A 14513-nucleotide genomic window follows, 5' to 3' on the forward strand; every position below is an offset into this window, starting at 1 on the left:
GGAGACAACATGTCCACTTTCGCGCAAATGATCGAAAACATCACCCCGGAAATCTACGAGAGCCTGAAGCTGGCCGTGGAAATCGGCAAATGGTCGGACGGCCGCAAGCTCACTGCCGAGCAGAAAGAGCTGTCCCTGCAAGCGGTCATCGCCTGGGAGATGAAAAACCTGCCCGAGGACCAGCGCACCGGTTACATGGGCCCGCAGGAATGCGCGTCCAAATCCGCCCCCGTCCCCAACATCCTGTTCAAGTCGGACTCGGTACATTGATCGAACTCGCTCGTGGCTCGTTGAGCAAGATGGCCGTCAGCCTGGCCGACCCCGTGGTGCAATACAGCTTTCGCCTAGGCGATACCCTGGTGCCGGTCAACCCGCTGATCGGCAAGCCGCTGCGCCTGCAATACCTGGGTGCCATCCACTGCAGCCACTGCGGCAAGCGCACCAAGAGCAGCTACAGCCAGGGTTACTGCTACCCCTGCATGACCAAGCTGGCCCAGTGCGACATGTGCATCATGGCTCCGGAGCGTTGCCACTACGACGCAGGTACCTGCCGCGATCCGTCCTGGGGCGAGCAGTTCTGCATGACCGATCACGTGGTCTACCTGGCCAACTCCTCCGGTATCAAGGTCGGTATCACCCGCGCCACCCAGCTGCCTACCCGCTGGCTTGACCAGGGTGCCAGCCAGGCCTTGCCTATCCTCAGGGTGGCCACTCGGCAGCAGTCCGGGCTGGTCGAAGACCTGCTGCGCAGTCAGGTGCCGGACCGCACCAATTGGCGCGCCCTGCTCAAGGGTGACGCCGAGTTGCTCGACCTGCCGGCATTGCGCGATCAGGTGCTGGAGGCATGTGCCGAAGGGCTTGGCCAGCTGCAGGCGCGCTTTGGCCTGCAGGCGATTCAGCCTCTGACCGACGCCGAGGTCGTGCACATGACATACCCGGTCCAGGCCTACCCGACCAAAGTGGTCAGCTTCAACCTGGACAAGAACCCGATCGTTGAGGGCACGCTGCTGGGTATCAAGGGCCAGTACCTGATCTTCGACACCGGTGTGATCAATATTCGCAAGTACACGGCCTACCAGTTGGCCGTGCTCCAGTAAAAGGGACCTGCAGATGCGTACCGAACAACCGCAAGTGATCCATCTCAAGGACTACAAGGCGCCTGAGTACCTGATCGACGAGACGCACCTGACCTTCGAGCTGTTCGAAGACCACACCCTGGTCCACGCGCAACTGATCATGCGCCGCAACCCGGTGCACGGGGGCGGCCTGCCTGCGCTGGTGCTCGACGGCCAGCAACTCGAACTGGTGCGCGCTGCCCTGGACGATGAACCCTTGCAGGAAGGCAACTACCAGATCGACGCAAGCAGCCTGACCGTTCAGCCACGGGCAGAGCACTTCACCCTCGACACCACCGTCAGGATCCATCCTGAAACCAACACGGCGCTCGAGGGCTTGTACAAGTCCGGCAAGATGTTCTGCACCCAGTGCGAGGCCGAGGGTTTCCGCAAGATCACCTATTACCTCGACCGCCCCGATGTGATGAGCATCTTCACCACCACGGTGATCGCCGAACAGCACCGCTACCCGGTGCTGCTCTCCAACGGCAACCCGGTCGGCAGCGGCCCTGCCGAAGATGGCCGTCACTGGGCGACCTGGGAAGACCCGTTCATGAAGCCGGCCTACCTGTTCGCCCTGGTCGCAGGCGACCTGTGGTGTGTGGAAGACACATTCACCCGCCAATCAGGCCGTGATGTGACCCTGCGCATCTATGTGGAGCCGGAGAACATCGACAAGTGCGACCACGCCATGGTCAGCTTGAAGAAGTCCATGCGTTGGGACGAAGAGGTCTACGGCCGCGAATATGACTTGGACATCTTCATGATCGTCGCGGTCAACGACTTCAACATGGGGGCCATGGAAAACAAAGGCCTTAACATCTTCAACTCCAGCTGCGTGCTGGCGCGCGCCGAGACGGCCACCGATGCCGCGCACCAGCGGGTCGAAGCCGTGGTGGCCCATGAGTACTTCCATAACTGGTCGGGCAACCGCGTCACCTGCCGCGACTGGTTCCAGCTGTCGCTCAAGGAAGGCTTCACGGTGTTCCGCGATGCCGAATTCAGTGCCGACATGAATTCACGCACCGTCAAGCGCATCGAGGACGTTGCCTACCTGCGCACCCATCAGTTCGCCGAGGATGCGGGCCCCATGGCCCACCCGGTGCGCCCGGACAGCTTCATCGAGATTTCCAACTTCTACACCCTGACCGTGTACGAGAAAGGCTCGGAAGTGGTACGCATGGTGCGCACGTTGCTGGGGGCCGAAGGCTTCCGCCAGGGCAGCGACCTGTATTTCGAGCGTCACGATGGGCAGGCGGTGACCACCGACGACTTCATCAAGGCCATGGAAGACGCCAACGGCGTCGACCTGACGCAGTTCAAGCGCTGGTACAGCCAGGCCGGTACGCCGCGCCTGGAAGTGACCGACGCCTACGACGAAGCGGCGCGTACCTATAGCCTGACGTTCCGCCAGAGCTGCCCACCCACCCCGGACAAGGCCGAGAAGCTGCCCTTCGTGATCCCGGTCGAACTGGGCCTGCTCGATGCCCAGGGCAACGACCTGCCACTGCAATTGGCGGGCGAGTCCTCGGCAGTGGGCAGCACCCGGGTGCTGTCGGTGACCGAGGCCGAGCAGACTTTCGTCTTCCAGGGCATCCAGGCACGGCCGTTGCCGTCGCTGCTGCGCGGTTTCAGTGCCCCGGTCAAGCTGAGCTTCCCGTACGACCGTGACCAGTTGATGTTCCTGATGCAGCACGACAGTGATGGTTTCAACCGCTGGGAAGCTGGTCAGCAACTGGCCGTGCAGGTGCTGCAGGAGCTGATCGGTCAGCACCAGCGTGGCCAGGCGCTGCACCTGGACCCGCGTCTGGTCAGGGCGTTGGCTACGGTACTGGGCGACACTTCGCTCGATGCTGCCATGGTGGCCGAAATGCTCTCGCTGCCAGGGGAGGGCTACTTGACCGAGATCAGCCAGGTGGCCGATGTAGATGCCATCCACGCAGCCCGCGAGTTCGCCCGGCGGCAAATTGCCGAGCAATTGTTCGAGCCGCTCTGGACGCGTTACCAGGCCAACCGCGCGGTCTCGCGTAACACCGCGTACGTTGCCTCTGCCGAGCACTTTGCCCGCCGCAGCCTGCAGAACATCGCCCTGTCGTACCTGATGCTCAGCGCTAAACCGCAGGTGCTGCAAGCGACCCTGGAGCAGTTCGAGCAGTGCGACAACATGACCGAGCGCCTCACGGCCCTGGCGGTGCTGGTGAACTCACCCTTCGAGGCCGAGCGCGCCAAGGCCCTGGAAAGCTTTGCAGAGCACTTCAAGGACAACCCCCTGGTCATGGACCAATGGTTCAGCGTGCAGGCGGCCAGTACCTTACCAGGGGGCCTGGCACGGGTGAAGGCGTTGATGCAGCACCCCGCGTTCACCCTGAAGAACCCGAACAAGGTGCGCGCGGTGGTCGGTGCCTTTGCCGGCCAGAACCTGGTCAACTTCCATGCCGCCGATGGCTCCGGTTATCGCTTCCTGGCGGATCTGGTGATCGAGCTCAATGCCCTCAACCCGCAGATCGCCTCCCGGCAGTTGGCGCCGCTGACCCGCTGGCGCAAATACGACGCCGCCCGCCAGGCCCTGATGAAGGGTGAGCTGGAGCGGATTCTGGCTTCTGGTGAGCTCTCCAGTGACGTCTATGAAGTGGTGAGTAAAAGCCTGGCATGACGCCGGGGCCCGCTTGAGGGCCCCGGTTTCAACTGCCGTGGTTGTTACGCTGCACAGGCAGCGCCTGCGGGTGAGTCGTGTTCGCCCGCAGGCGCTGCATCCTCTGCGCGCGAACGGCTCTTCCTGCGCCGATAACAAAACATAACACCCCGCCCGTTGTGCTCCGCCAAATCCTCCCGTTACGATCACCGCACGCCCTTGCAGGCCTCTATTGCGGGCATTTTTGCGTCCTGCAAGGTATTGACCCACCCAACAAAAAACACAATCGGGGGCAGTCATGAGGAAATGGAGAAGGTGCGCTGGATGGCCGATAGCGGCCGCAGCAGCGCTCACCCTTGCGCTGAGTGGATGGCAAGGCGCGCAAGCTGCGTCAGCCGATGAATACTCCACCGAATCGGCCAAGGCCAGTAAAAGGCTGTTGATCGACGCTGCCCATGCAGGCACGCGTGTGGTCGTGGTCGGCGACCGGGGCCATATCCTGTTCTCCGACGACCAGGGCAGCACCTGGACCCAGGCCCGTGTGCCAACCCGCCAGCTGCTGACGGCCGTTTTTTTTCTTGATGACAAGCGCGGTTGGGCCGTCGGCCACGATGCGCAGATCCTCGCCACCGGCGACGGCGGGGCGACCTGGAGCAAACAGTTCGAAGACCTGTCACGCGAAGCACCCTTGCTCGACATCGTGTTCCTCGACGCCCAGCACGGCCTGGCCGTGGGCGCCTACGGCGCTTTGCTCGAAACCACGGACGGGGGCCAGCACTGGCAGGACGTGGCCGAGCGCCTCGACAACCCCGATCAGTTGCACCTCAATGCCATCGCCCAGGTGCGTGACGCTGGCTTGTTCATCGTTGGGGAGCAGGGCGGCATGTTCCGCTCCGAGGACAATGGGCAGCACTGGCAGAAAGTCGAAGGGCCTTACCAGGGGTCGCTGTTCGGCGTGATCGGCACTGCCCAGCCGCGTACCTTGCTGGCGTTCGGCTTGCGCGGCAACCTGCTGCGCTCCACCGACTTCGGCGACACCTGGCAATCTATCCCCTTGCAGGCTGCGCGAGGCGAGCTCGAGTTCGGCCTGGCCGGTGCCACGCTGCTCGACGACGGCACCGTCGTGGTGGTCGGCAACGGCGGCAGCGTGCTGCGCAGCACCGATGCCGGCCAGACCTTCAGTGTCCACAACCGCCCGGACCGCATCGCCTTGTCCGGTGTCAGCGCCCTGCCCAACGGCGAGCTCCTGCTGGTAGGGCAGGGCGGCGCCCACATCGCCAATGCCAAGGGGCTCGACGCCGCCGACAGTGAGGCACAGCCATGAGCAGCCAGGAGCACCTTCCCATGCAGCCGCATCATCAGGACAAAGCCACACTGCTCGAACGCCTGATCTTCAACAATCGGCCGGCGGTCATCATCCTCTGTGTGCTGGTCAGCCTCTTCCTGTTCTGGCAAGCCACACAAATTCGCCCCTCCACCAGCTTCGAGAAGATGATCCCGTTGCAGCACCCCTTCATCGAACAGATGATGGAGCACCGCAACGATCTGGCCAACCTGGGCAACACCGTGCGTATCTCGGTCGAGGCGGTCAATGGCGACATCTTCGACAAAAACTACATGGAGACCCTGCGCCAGATCCACGACGAGGTGTTCTACATCCCAGGCGTCGACCGGGCCGGGCTCAAGTCGCTGTGGAGCCCGAGCGTACGCTGGAGCGAAGTCACCGAGGAGGGGTTTTCCGGTGGCGAGGTGATTCCCAACACCTATGACGGCTCGCAGGCCAGCCTCGACACCCTGCGCGACAACGTGCTCAGGTCCGGGCAAATAGGCCGGCTGGTGGGCAACAACTTCAAATCCAGCATCATCGACGTGCCACTGCTGGAAAGTTACCCCGACCCGCAGGACCCGGGGCGGGTGGTCAAGCTCGACTACCAGCAGTTCTCCCACTTGCTCGAAGAAAAGATCCGCGACAAGTTCCAGGCCCAGAACCCCAATGTGAAGGTGCATATCGTCGGGTTCGCGAAGAAGGTCGGTGACCTCATCGACGGGCTGGTCATGGTGGTGATGTTCTTCGGCATCGCCCTGTTGATCACCTGGGTGTTGTTGTACTGGTTCACCTGGTGCATCCGCAGCACCATCGCGGTGCTGATTACCACATTGGTGGCGGTGGTGTGGCAACTGGGGCTCATGCACGCGGTCGGCTTCGGCCTGGATCCGTATTCGATGCTGGTGCCGTTTCTGATCTTTGCCATCGGTATTTCCCATGGTGTGCAGAAGATCAACGGCATCGCCCTGCAATCGAGCGATGCAGACAACGCCCTGACGGCGGCCAGGCGCACGTTCCGGCAGCTGTTCCTGCCGGGCATGATTGCCATCCTCGCCGATGCCGTGGGCTTCATCACCCTGTTGATCATCGACATCGGCGTGATCCGCGAACTGGCCATCGGTGCCTCCATCGGCGTCGCGGTGATCGTCTTCACCAACCTCATCCTGTTGCCGGTGGCCATCTCCTATGTGGGTATCAGCACGAAAGCCATCGAGCGCAGCAAGCGCGACGCCACGCGCGAGCATCCTTTCTGGCGTTTGTTGTCGCGCTTTGCCAGCCCCAGGGTGGCGCCTGTTTCCATTGCCCTGGCCCTGGTCGCCTTCGCCGGGGGCTTGTGGTACAGCCAGAACCTGAAGATCGGCGACCTCGACCAAGGGGCACCGGAACTGCGGCCCGACTCGCGCTACAACCAGGACAACAACTTCATCATCAGCAACTATTCCACCAGCTCCGATGTGCTGGTGATCATGGTCAAGACGGCCGCCGAGCAGTGTTCGGTGCATTCGACCCTGGCGCCGATCGACGAGCTGATGTGGACCATGGAAAACACGCCTGGGGTGCAGTCGGCCATTTCCCTGGTCAGCGTGTCCAAACAGGTGATCAAGGGCATGAACGAGGGTAGCCTCAAGTGGGAAACACTCTCGCGCAACCCCGATGTCCTCAACAACTCCATCGCACGGGCCGATGGCCTGTACAACGGCGATTGCTCGCTGGCGCCGGTGCTGGTGTTTCTCAATGACCACAAGGCCGAGACCCTCGAACGGGTAACGGCGGCTGCCAAGGCGTTTGCCGACAGCCACGACAGGGAAGGCTTGCAGTTCCTGCTGGCTGCCGGCAATGCCGGTATCGAAGCGGCCACCAACGAGGTGATCAAGTCGGCCGAGCTGACCATCCTGATCCTGGTCTACCTGTGTGTGGCGATCATGTGCCTGATCACCTTCCGTTCCTTCGCCGCGACCCTGTGCATCGTGCTGCCCTTGGTGTTGACCTCGGTGCTGGGCAACGCGTTGATGGCGTACATGGGCATCGGCGTCAAAGTGGCGACGCTACCGGTGGTTGCGCTGGGCGTGGGTATTGGCGTGGACTATGGCATCTACATCTACAGCCGCCTGGAGAGCTTCCTGCGCGCTGGGCTGCCGTTGCAGGAGGCCTATTACCAGACGCTGCGCTCCACCGGCAAGGCTGTGCTGTTCACCGGCCTGTGCCTGGCCATCGGTGTGTGTACCTGGATCTTCTCGGCGATCAAGTTCCAGGCGGATATGGGCCTGATGCTGACCTTCATGCTGTTGTGGAACATGTTCGGTGCGCTGTGGCTGCTGCCGGCGCTGGCGCGGTTCCTCATCAAGCCCGAGAAGATGGCAGGCAAGGCGGGGGGTTCGATTTTCGCCCATTGAAACGACCGGGTGTTGCGCGGCCATGGGGGTATAATGCGGGGCTTTTCCACACGCATTGTCCCGTACAGGTACCCCCATGTCACCTCTCGCCAGCGCCTTGCAACACTGCGACATGCTTCTGATAGACGGCCTTCACGCGTTCGATTTCACCTGCGACGAGCAGGGCCTTGCCATCGAATGCATGGACGGCCGGCAACTGCGCCGTTGGGTATTCACCGCCGCGCAGGTCGATGCAGCCAGTAAAGAAGTGAACGACTGGCGCATCTGCACTGCCGAAAGTGAGCACCGACTCATCTGTCTGGATGCATTTCGCGCCCCGGAAGAAGAAGACCATGAACCGGACCTGGAAGACCCTGCTAACCGCTAGTTGCATGACCCTGACCTACACTGCCCAGGCTGCCACCTTGCTGGTTGGCACCTACACAGACGGTGCCAGCCAAGGCATCTACCGCTACGCCTTCGACAGCCAAGCCGGCACAATCCGCCCCGAGCCGCTGCAGGTGGTAGAGAGCGTCAGCCCCTCGTGGCTGGTGCTTTCCGAAGACAAGCGCCTGCTGTTTGCCGTCAATGAAACCGCAGACGGTCACGTCAGCGCATTCAACATTGCCAGTGATGGGAATGTACGCCTGCTCGATCAACTGCCTAGCCAGGGCGACGAGCCTACCCACGCCAGCCTTAGCCAGGACCACCGTTACCTGTTCGTGGCCAACTACGCGGTCGACCCCGACCCAGGCGGCAGCCTTTCGGTGTTGCCGGTTGACAGGCAGGGTGCCTTGCAGCCGGTGGTTCAGCAGGCGCGCCACCAGGCCAGCGGGGTCAACCCCGAGCGGCAGGCCAGCGCCCATGTCCATTCGGTGGTGCCGTCCCCTGACGGCCAGCATGTCTATGCCAGCGACCTGGGTGCAGACAAGGTGTTCGTCTACCGCTATGACGGGGCGAGCACGAATAAGCCACTGACCCCGTCAGAGCCTGCCTCGGTTTCGTTGCCTGCGGGCAGTGGACCACGCCACTTGTTGTTCGACGCCAGCGGCAAGCATGCCTACCTGACCTTGGAGATGCATGCCGAAGTGGTGATGTTCGATGTCCGGGAGGGCAACCTGATCGAACGCCAGCGTCTGCCACTGACCGAGCGCCAGGAGGCGGCTGCCAAGGCAGGCGCGGGCTTGCACCTGTCGGCAGACGGTCGCTTTCTGTACGTCAGCAACCGCGGCACGGCCAACGAGATCGTCGTGTTCAGCGTAGGCAAGCAGGATGGACGGTTGGCGCTGGTGCAACGTCGGTCGGTCGAAGGTGACCATCCCCGTGAATTCGCGCTGGACCCCAGTGACAGGTTCCTGCTGGTCGCCAATCAGAAGAGCAACCAGATCAAAGTCATGCGCCGCGACCCGCTCACGGGCAAGCTGGGGGAAACGGTACAGACCTTCGATCAGCCGGCGCCGTCGGACCTGAAGTTCATGCGCTGACCTTCGCGTGCGATGACAGCTGTTGTCACTTGGCCATAATGGCTCTGAACAAGTCCGAGCCCAACCAGCCCTGCAGCCAGCCACGCACCCTCGGGTAGGGGGCCGTGGCGAACCAGTCGGGCTGGACCGCGGCGAACTGCCGGATCAGCGGCAACAGTGCGGCGTCAGCGATACTTGGGTGCTCGGCCAGCAGGTAGGGTCGGTCCTGGAGCAGGTGCTCCAGATGTTCCAGCCAGTGTTGCGCAGCTTCGCGGTAGTCGTGCCGTGAGTGCTGTGGATAGCGCTCGGCATACTTGTACAGGTTCACCTGGGACTTGAAGGTGGTGTCATTGACGGCGATCAGCGCTTCGGCTTGCTGCGCCGCTTCGGGCGAGCTCGACAGGCGCCAGTCTTGCGGATCGTTCTGCGCCAGTGCCCAGCGCATGATATCCAGGCTTTCATCGAGCACCTGGTTCCCGGTGTCCAGCACCGGAACGGTGCCCTTGGGTGACAGCGCCAGGAGGGCGGCGGGCTTGTGTTTCATTGCCACCTCCTGCACGGTCACCTCACAGCCGGCATAGCGCAACGCGAGCCGGGCACGCATGGCCCAGGGGCAGCGGCGAAACGAATAGAGGATCAACCGTACACCTCGACGTCACTCAAGCCGTTGCCCAGGCGCCGGACCTGAATTTGCACCGGTATGCGCTCGTGCATCTCCTGCACGTGGGAAATCACTGCGACCTTGCGACCCTGGGCCTGCAAGCCGTCCAACGCGTCCATGGCCAGTTGCAAGGACTCGGGGTCGAGGCTGCCGAAACCTTCGTCGATAAACAGTGACTCGATGCGCAACGTGCTCGATGCCATCGAGGCGAGCCCCAGGGCCAAAGCCAGGGAAACCAGGAAGGTCTCACCCCCTGACAGCGAGTGCACCGAGCGCAGTTCATCGCCCATTTCGGTGTCCAGTACCAGTAACCCCAGCGCACTGCCGCCGCGCTTGAGCCGATAGCGCCGCGCCAGTTGACGCAGCTGGGCATTGGCATGGTGCAATAGCAGATCGAGGTTGTAGCCCTGGGCGATCTTGCGGAACACATCACCCGAGGCCGAGCCGATCAGGCCGCTGAGCCGAGCCCAGCGCTGCCACTGCTGACGGGCCTGCTCGATCTGCTCGGCCAGGGCCTGCGAGGCGTGCTGACGTCGCTGGTCATCGGCCTGTTGGGCCCGCAGTTCGGCGCAGGTCTGCTCGTGAACGACCAGACGCTCGCGCAGTTCGAGCAGCGCCTGGTCCACTTCCTGGACCGAGGTGTCGAGCGTCATCAGCGCCGCGTGCTGGCGCAGGCGCTGCTCGCGCTCCTGAAGCAGCACACGGCTCTGCTCGAGGGCTTTTTCCGCGCCCTGCAGGCGCTGGCGCAGTTCACTGGCCTGGGTGTCGTCCATGGCCAGCAGGCGATCAAGCCCTGCATCGTCCAGCTCCGGGTGTGTGGCGCGCCACTGGGCGATCTGATCCTGCAACTGCTCGGCTTCTTGCTCCAGCGCCTGCAATTGCTCGGTGCTGGCCTTCAGTTCACCGGCCACCTGCACAGCCTGGGTGTGCAGGCCTTGCAGGCGCTGGGCGAGATCCGCTTCGACCGCGCGCGCTTGCTCCAGCGCGGCGTCCATGTGCTGTTGCCAGGCCTCGGCACTGACGTGCTCGCCCAGTAACTGCGCGAGCATGGCCTGGGCATGCTGTCGCTGCTCCTCCAGGGCTTTGAGCTGCTGGTCAAGCTGGGCAAGGCTTTGCACACGCACCTGCTGTTGATCGTGCAGTTTGTCCAGCTGGACCTGGCGAGCTTGCTGTTCTTCCAGCTCATCCTTGCGCTGGTCGAGCTGTTGCAGGCGCTGGGCGATCTGTTGGTCAAGGGCAAGAAACGCGTTGGCCGGATCGTCTCGCAGCGCCTTGAGCGCTTCGTCGGGCAGGACCCCAGCCAAGTCCGCGAGCCCTTGCTGCAGGAGGCGCTCGTCGTTTTCCAGGGCCAGGTGCTGTTGCTCCAGGTGCCGCTGCGCGTGTTGGTGCGCGTCCTGGGCGGCTTGCAGTTGCTGGTTGAGACGCGCGGCCTCTTTCTGCAGGCTGAGCAAGGCCCGCTGGCGCTTCTCGTCGTTGCCGATCTCTGTATCCAGACGCCGTAATTGGCCGTCGAGCCAACCGCTACGGGCATGGTCGTCCTGGGGCGCCAGAGCAGGCCAGAGGGCATGTTCATGAAGCTGCGCAACCACAGGCTGCAACTGCTCGTCCAGCGCCGGCAGTTGTTGCTGAAAGTCCTTGAGCTGAGCATTGACCACACCTAGCTGGGTGCGGAGCTCGACCAGGCGCGTGTTGAGCGCTGCCACCTGACGCTGGGCAGCCTCTTCTTCGGCCTGGTCATGTTCACCCAGGCTTTGCAGCAACACCTCGGGCTGATGGAACGGGTGTTCGGCGCTGCCGCACACAGGGCAGGGCTCGCCGTCGCGCAGTTGCTCGCGCAGGGCTTGAACCGTGGTGTTGCGGGCCAGCCGCTGGCGCTCCAGCAGTTGACGCGTCAGGTTCAGCGCCTGCTCGGCGCTTTCCAGTTCAGCCTTGGCGGCGGTGCCTTCGCCAATCAGACGCTGGCGCTCGACCATGGCGTGCTGCTGGCGATCACGCAGGGTGGCCTGTTGCTGACTCAACTCGAGCACGCGGGCGTGTACACGCGTCAATTGCTCCACGGCGCGATGCTGCTTGCGGTTGTCCTGCAGCATGCTGCCGAGCAGGTCGATTTGTTCTGCCAGGGCGTTGGGCTGCGCCTTGGCTTCGCGGAACAGGGCGTCATGGGCGTCGCGCTCGGCCTGCAGGTGGGCAGTGGCCTGGCTGGCTTGAGCCTGCAGGCCGGGCAGTTCCTCGCGGCCTTGGCCCAGCCGGCCGCCGATCAGCATCACCTGCTTGAGTTGCGGCAGATAGGCATGCCACGCACCGGCCAGCCCGGCCAGATGCTGGCTCTCGGCCAACGCCGTGTCGATCTGGGCCAGTTGCTGTTGACTGCGTTCTTGGCTGGCTTGCAGTTGCTGCAACTGCTGTTGGCCCTCAGCCACTTGATGTTCGACCTGCTGATTGTCGCTGCGCTGGACGGCCAGTTGCTGATCGAGGCGGGCCAGGTTGTCCTGGGCCGTATAGGCTTGGCGCAGCAGCGGGCCTGCCTCGCTATGGGCGGCCTGGGCGGCGGTCAATGCAAGATGTGCTGTTTCCAACGCCTGCTGCTGCTCGGCTGTGCGCTGTTGCAGCTCGGTGTGATGCCGGGTGTGTTCGGCAAGCCTGGCGATGATCGGCGCGCGCTGCGCCGCCAGTGCCTGCTGGCGGTGAAACTGATGGCGCTGCGGGGCAAGACGCTCCAGGCGCGCCAGGTCCAGGCGCGGCTCGGCCAAGGCTTGCCAGTCCTGCTCGGCAGCCTCCAGGGCAGTGCGGGCCTGCGCCTGCTGGGCTTGCAACTGGTCATGTTCGATCAACCCACTGCGCTGCTGCTCCAGCTGTCGCTCGCCAGCCTGGGCGGTTTTGAGCTCGCGTTGCGCCTGTTCCAGACGTTGGTCCAGTTCGGCGCGGGCATCCGCGGCCATGGGCAGCAGGTGGCTGGCTCGCTCTTTCAAGGCGGCATGCGCCTCGCCCGCCTCGCGTGCTCGGGCAAAGGCCCGTTGGCCCAGGCGCGAATAGATCGCGGTATTGGTCAGTTTTTCCAGCAGTTCGCTGCGTTCGCGGTCGTCGGCCTTGAGGAACGCCCCGAACTCGCTTTGCGCCAGCATCACGGCGCGGGTGAACTGTTCGAAGTTAAGGCCCAGGCGCGTCTCGATCAGCAGCTTGTATTCGTTCTTGCCGCTGCCCAGCACCTGCTCGCTGTCCAGGTCGTAGAAGCTCTGGCGGCTGAGCTGGAGCTTGCCGTTGGCCTTGTCGCGAGCACGGTTCGCCTCCCAGCGCGCCCGGTAGCGGCGCCCGTCGACGCCGACGAAATCCACCTCGGCAAAGCCACTGCCGGTACCGCGGCGCAACAGGTTGCGCGGGTCCGAAGTGGGGATCTCGCCATCGCCGTCCGGCACCTTGGCCTCACGGCCGATGTCATTCAGACGTGGCACCGTACCGAACAGCGCCAGGCACAGCGCGTCGAGCAGGGTGCTTTTACCCGCCCCGGTGGGGCCGGTGATGGCGAACAGACCCGCGCCTGCCAGGGGCTCCTGGGTGAAGTCGATATCGATCGGGCCCGCCAGCGATGCCAGGTTCTTCAGGCGAATGGCAAGAATCTTCATGGTTGCTCTTCTTCGTGCTGTACGTCCTGCAGCAGCAGGGCGAAATCGGCCAGCGTCTGCTCATCGGCAGGGTCGCCATAGGCTTGCGCCCAGGCACGGCTGAACAGGTCTTGCGGGGTCATCTGGGCCAATTCGACGAACGCCGGGCCTTCGTCCTCGGCCGCTCGGCCGGCGTACTCGGCACCGATGCGAATCAACCGCACGGCTTTGTCGTGCAGCGCGGTTTCGATCTGCTGGCGCAGGTCGGGCTGCGGCTCGTTCAGCACGACGCGCACCTCCAGCCAAGGCTGGCGGTTGGGGTCATCGAGCAGGTCCACCACGGGCAGGTCGGCCAGTTGCGTCAAGACCTCGTTCAGTGGGGCCGGCCCTATGCGTTGCAGCGGCACCGCACGCGGAACTGGGCGAGCCTCGACACTGGCCAGCGCCGCGCCGTCGAAAGTGACTTCCAGCACCTGGTGGGGGTAGTTGACCTCCGCGAACGACAACGGAATGGGCGACCCGCTATAGCGGATACGGTCTTCGCGGTTGACCTTCTGGGGCTTGTGCAGGTGGCCCAGGGCGACGTAGCTGATGGCCTTGTCGAAGAGCTTGGCCGGCAATGCCTCGGCGTTGCCGATGATCAGGCTGCGCTCGGAGTCTTCGGAGACCGCACCGCCGGCCATGTGCGCATGGCTGATGGCAATCAGCGCCTGGTCCTTGCGCTGCCTGGCCTGGGCGGCGGCGATCAGTTGCTGGTGGACCCGCGTGATGCCTTGCAGGTAGTCGTCGCCCAGTTGCAGGCCGGTCACCTCCGCCGGCCGCAGGAACGGCAAGGCCAGGCACCAGGCAGTCACCTTGCCGCGCGCGTTGGTCAGCGGAATCAGCAGCCGCTCGACATCCAGTTGCCCATCGTCCAGCCAGTGCACACGGCCCAGTGCGTGGGTGCGCAGGCGGCGCATCAACGGCGCAGGCAGCTCGATGCGCGAGCCGGAGTCGTGGTTACCGGCGATCATCACGATATCCAGTTTCGGCTGCTGTTCGTGGGCCCTGACGATGAAATCGTACAATCGCTCCTGGGCTTTGACCGGCGGGTTGACGGTGTCGAAGACGTCGCCTGCGATCAACAGCGCATCAGGCTGGCGCAGGTGCAGTTGGCCGAGCAGCCAGTCGAGGAAGCAGGCGTGTTCGAAGTCGCGTTCCTGGCCATGGAGACTTTGGCCCAGGTGCCAATCGGAAGTGTGAAACAGACGCATGGATGACCTGTGAGTATGAAGGTGCACGAGCGGGCAAGGGCGTCATGGTACCCCATGCACGCGGCGCTGTGCGGGCTGGTAAAGCCGGTCA

10 protein-coding genes are annotated in these 14513 nt (G+C 63.6%); 7 read left to right on the forward strand and 3 right to left on the reverse strand.

Going from position 1 to position 14513, the window contains the following annotated elements:
• The first annotated feature begins 9 nt into the window (after window positions 1-9).
• The 7 genes from FS767_RS14685 (at window position 10) to FS767_RS14715 (ending at window position 8930) form a co-directional block, all read left to right on the forward strand.
• A complete protein-coding gene (locus FS767_RS14685) occupies window positions 10-270 on the forward strand; it encodes a YeaC family protein (protein WP_023533690.1) in 261 nt (86 codons plus the stop codon).
• Window positions 267-1097: a DUF2797 domain-containing protein gene (locus FS767_RS14690; protein ID WP_058637660.1), complete on the forward strand. Its 831-nt coding sequence runs from the start codon at window positions 267-269 to the stop codon at window positions 1095-1097. The genes FS767_RS14685 and FS767_RS14690 overlap by 4 nt, the downstream gene beginning before the upstream one ends.
• A gap of 13 nt (window positions 1098-1110) precedes the next feature.
• Complete coding sequence (gene pepN / locus FS767_RS14695) at window positions 1111-3768, forward strand: aminopeptidase N (RefSeq protein ID WP_144966465.1); 2658 nt, start codon at window positions 1111-1113, stop codon at window positions 3766-3768.
• Between the two features lie 277 nt (window positions 3769-4045).
• Complete coding sequence (locus tag FS767_RS14700) at window positions 4046-5071, forward strand: YCF48-related protein (protein WP_144966467.1); 1026 nt, start codon at window positions 4046-4048, stop codon at window positions 5069-5071.
• 20 nt (window positions 5072-5091) lie between these two features.
• A complete protein-coding gene (locus FS767_RS14705) occupies window positions 5092-7467 on the forward strand; it encodes an RND family transporter (protein WP_144966469.1) in 2376 nt (791 codons plus the stop codon).
• Window positions 7468-7543: 76 nt separating this feature from the next.
• Window positions 7544-7834 (forward strand): DUF5629 family protein, encoded by a 291-nt coding sequence (locus FS767_RS14710; RefSeq protein ID WP_144966471.1) that lies wholly within the window; start codon window positions 7544-7546, stop codon window positions 7832-7834.
• Complete coding sequence (locus FS767_RS14715; protein WP_144966473.1) at window positions 7800-8930, forward strand: lactonase family protein; 1131 nt, start codon at window positions 7800-7802, stop codon at window positions 8928-8930. Before FS767_RS14710 ends, FS767_RS14715 begins: the two co-directional genes overlap by 35 nt.
• A 25-nt stretch (window positions 8931-8955) precedes the next feature.
• Here the strand turns inward: FS767_RS14715 and FS767_RS14720 are convergent, their stop codons facing one another.
• The 3 genes from FS767_RS14720 to FS767_RS14730 are packed head-to-tail and all read right to left on the reverse strand — an operon-like array spanning window position 8956 to window position 14422.
• Window positions 8956-9549 carry a glutathione S-transferase gene (locus tag FS767_RS14720; protein ID WP_144966475.1) on the reverse strand — a complete coding sequence of 198 codons (594 nt, stop codon included), beginning with the start codon at window positions 9547-9549 and terminating at the stop codon, window positions 8956-8958.
• Window positions 9546-13190 (reverse strand): AAA family ATPase, encoded by a 3645-nt coding sequence (locus FS767_RS14725; RefSeq protein ID WP_144966478.1) that lies wholly within the window; start codon window positions 13188-13190, stop codon window positions 9546-9548. The genes FS767_RS14720 and FS767_RS14725 overlap by 4 nt, the downstream gene beginning before the upstream one ends.
• Complete coding sequence (locus tag FS767_RS14730) at window positions 13187-14422, reverse strand: exonuclease SbcCD subunit D C-terminal domain-containing protein (RefSeq protein WP_144966479.1); 1236 nt, start codon at window positions 14420-14422, stop codon at window positions 13187-13189. The genes FS767_RS14725 and FS767_RS14730 overlap by 4 nt, the downstream gene beginning before the upstream one ends.
• Window positions 14423-14513: the final 91 nt, after the last annotated feature.

It is taken from the genome of Pseudomonas sp. DE0010, assembly GCF_007680745.1.
Classification (GTDB): domain Bacteria; phylum Pseudomonadota; class Gammaproteobacteria; order Pseudomonadales; family Pseudomonadaceae; genus Aquipseudomonas; species Aquipseudomonas parafulva_B.

What these genes read in the sequence shown, in the direction of transcription:
- FS767_RS14700 (WP_144966467.1), top strand. Translation starts at nt 4,046, where the DNA reads ATGAGGAAATGGAGAAGGTGCGCTGGATGGCCGATAGCGGCCGCAGCA.
- FS767_RS14685 (WP_023533690.1), top strand. Translation starts at nt 10, where the DNA reads ATGTCCACTTTCGCGCAAATGATCGAAAACATCACCCCGGAAATCTAC.
- FS767_RS14725 (WP_144966478.1), bottom strand. Translation starts at nt 13,190, where the DNA reads ATGAAGATTCTTGCCATTCGCCTGAAGAACCTGGCATCGCTGGCGGGC.
- FS767_RS14715 (WP_144966473.1), top strand. Translation starts at nt 7,800, where the DNA reads ATGAACCGGACCTGGAAGACCCTGCTAACCGCTAGTTGCATGACCCTG.
- FS767_RS14710 (WP_144966471.1), top strand. Translation starts at nt 7,544, where the DNA reads ATGTCACCTCTCGCCAGCGCCTTGCAACACTGCGACATGCTTCTGATA.
- FS767_RS14730 (WP_144966479.1), bottom strand. Translation starts at nt 14,422, where the DNA reads ATGCGTCTGTTTCACACTTCCGATTGGCACCTGGGCCAAAGTCTCCAT.
- pepN (WP_144966465.1), top strand. Translation starts at nt 1,111, where the DNA reads ATGCGTACCGAACAACCGCAAGTGATCCATCTCAAGGACTACAAGGCG.
- FS767_RS14705 (WP_144966469.1), top strand. Translation starts at nt 5,092, where the DNA reads ATGCAGCCGCATCATCAGGACAAAGCCACACTGCTCGAACGCCTGATC.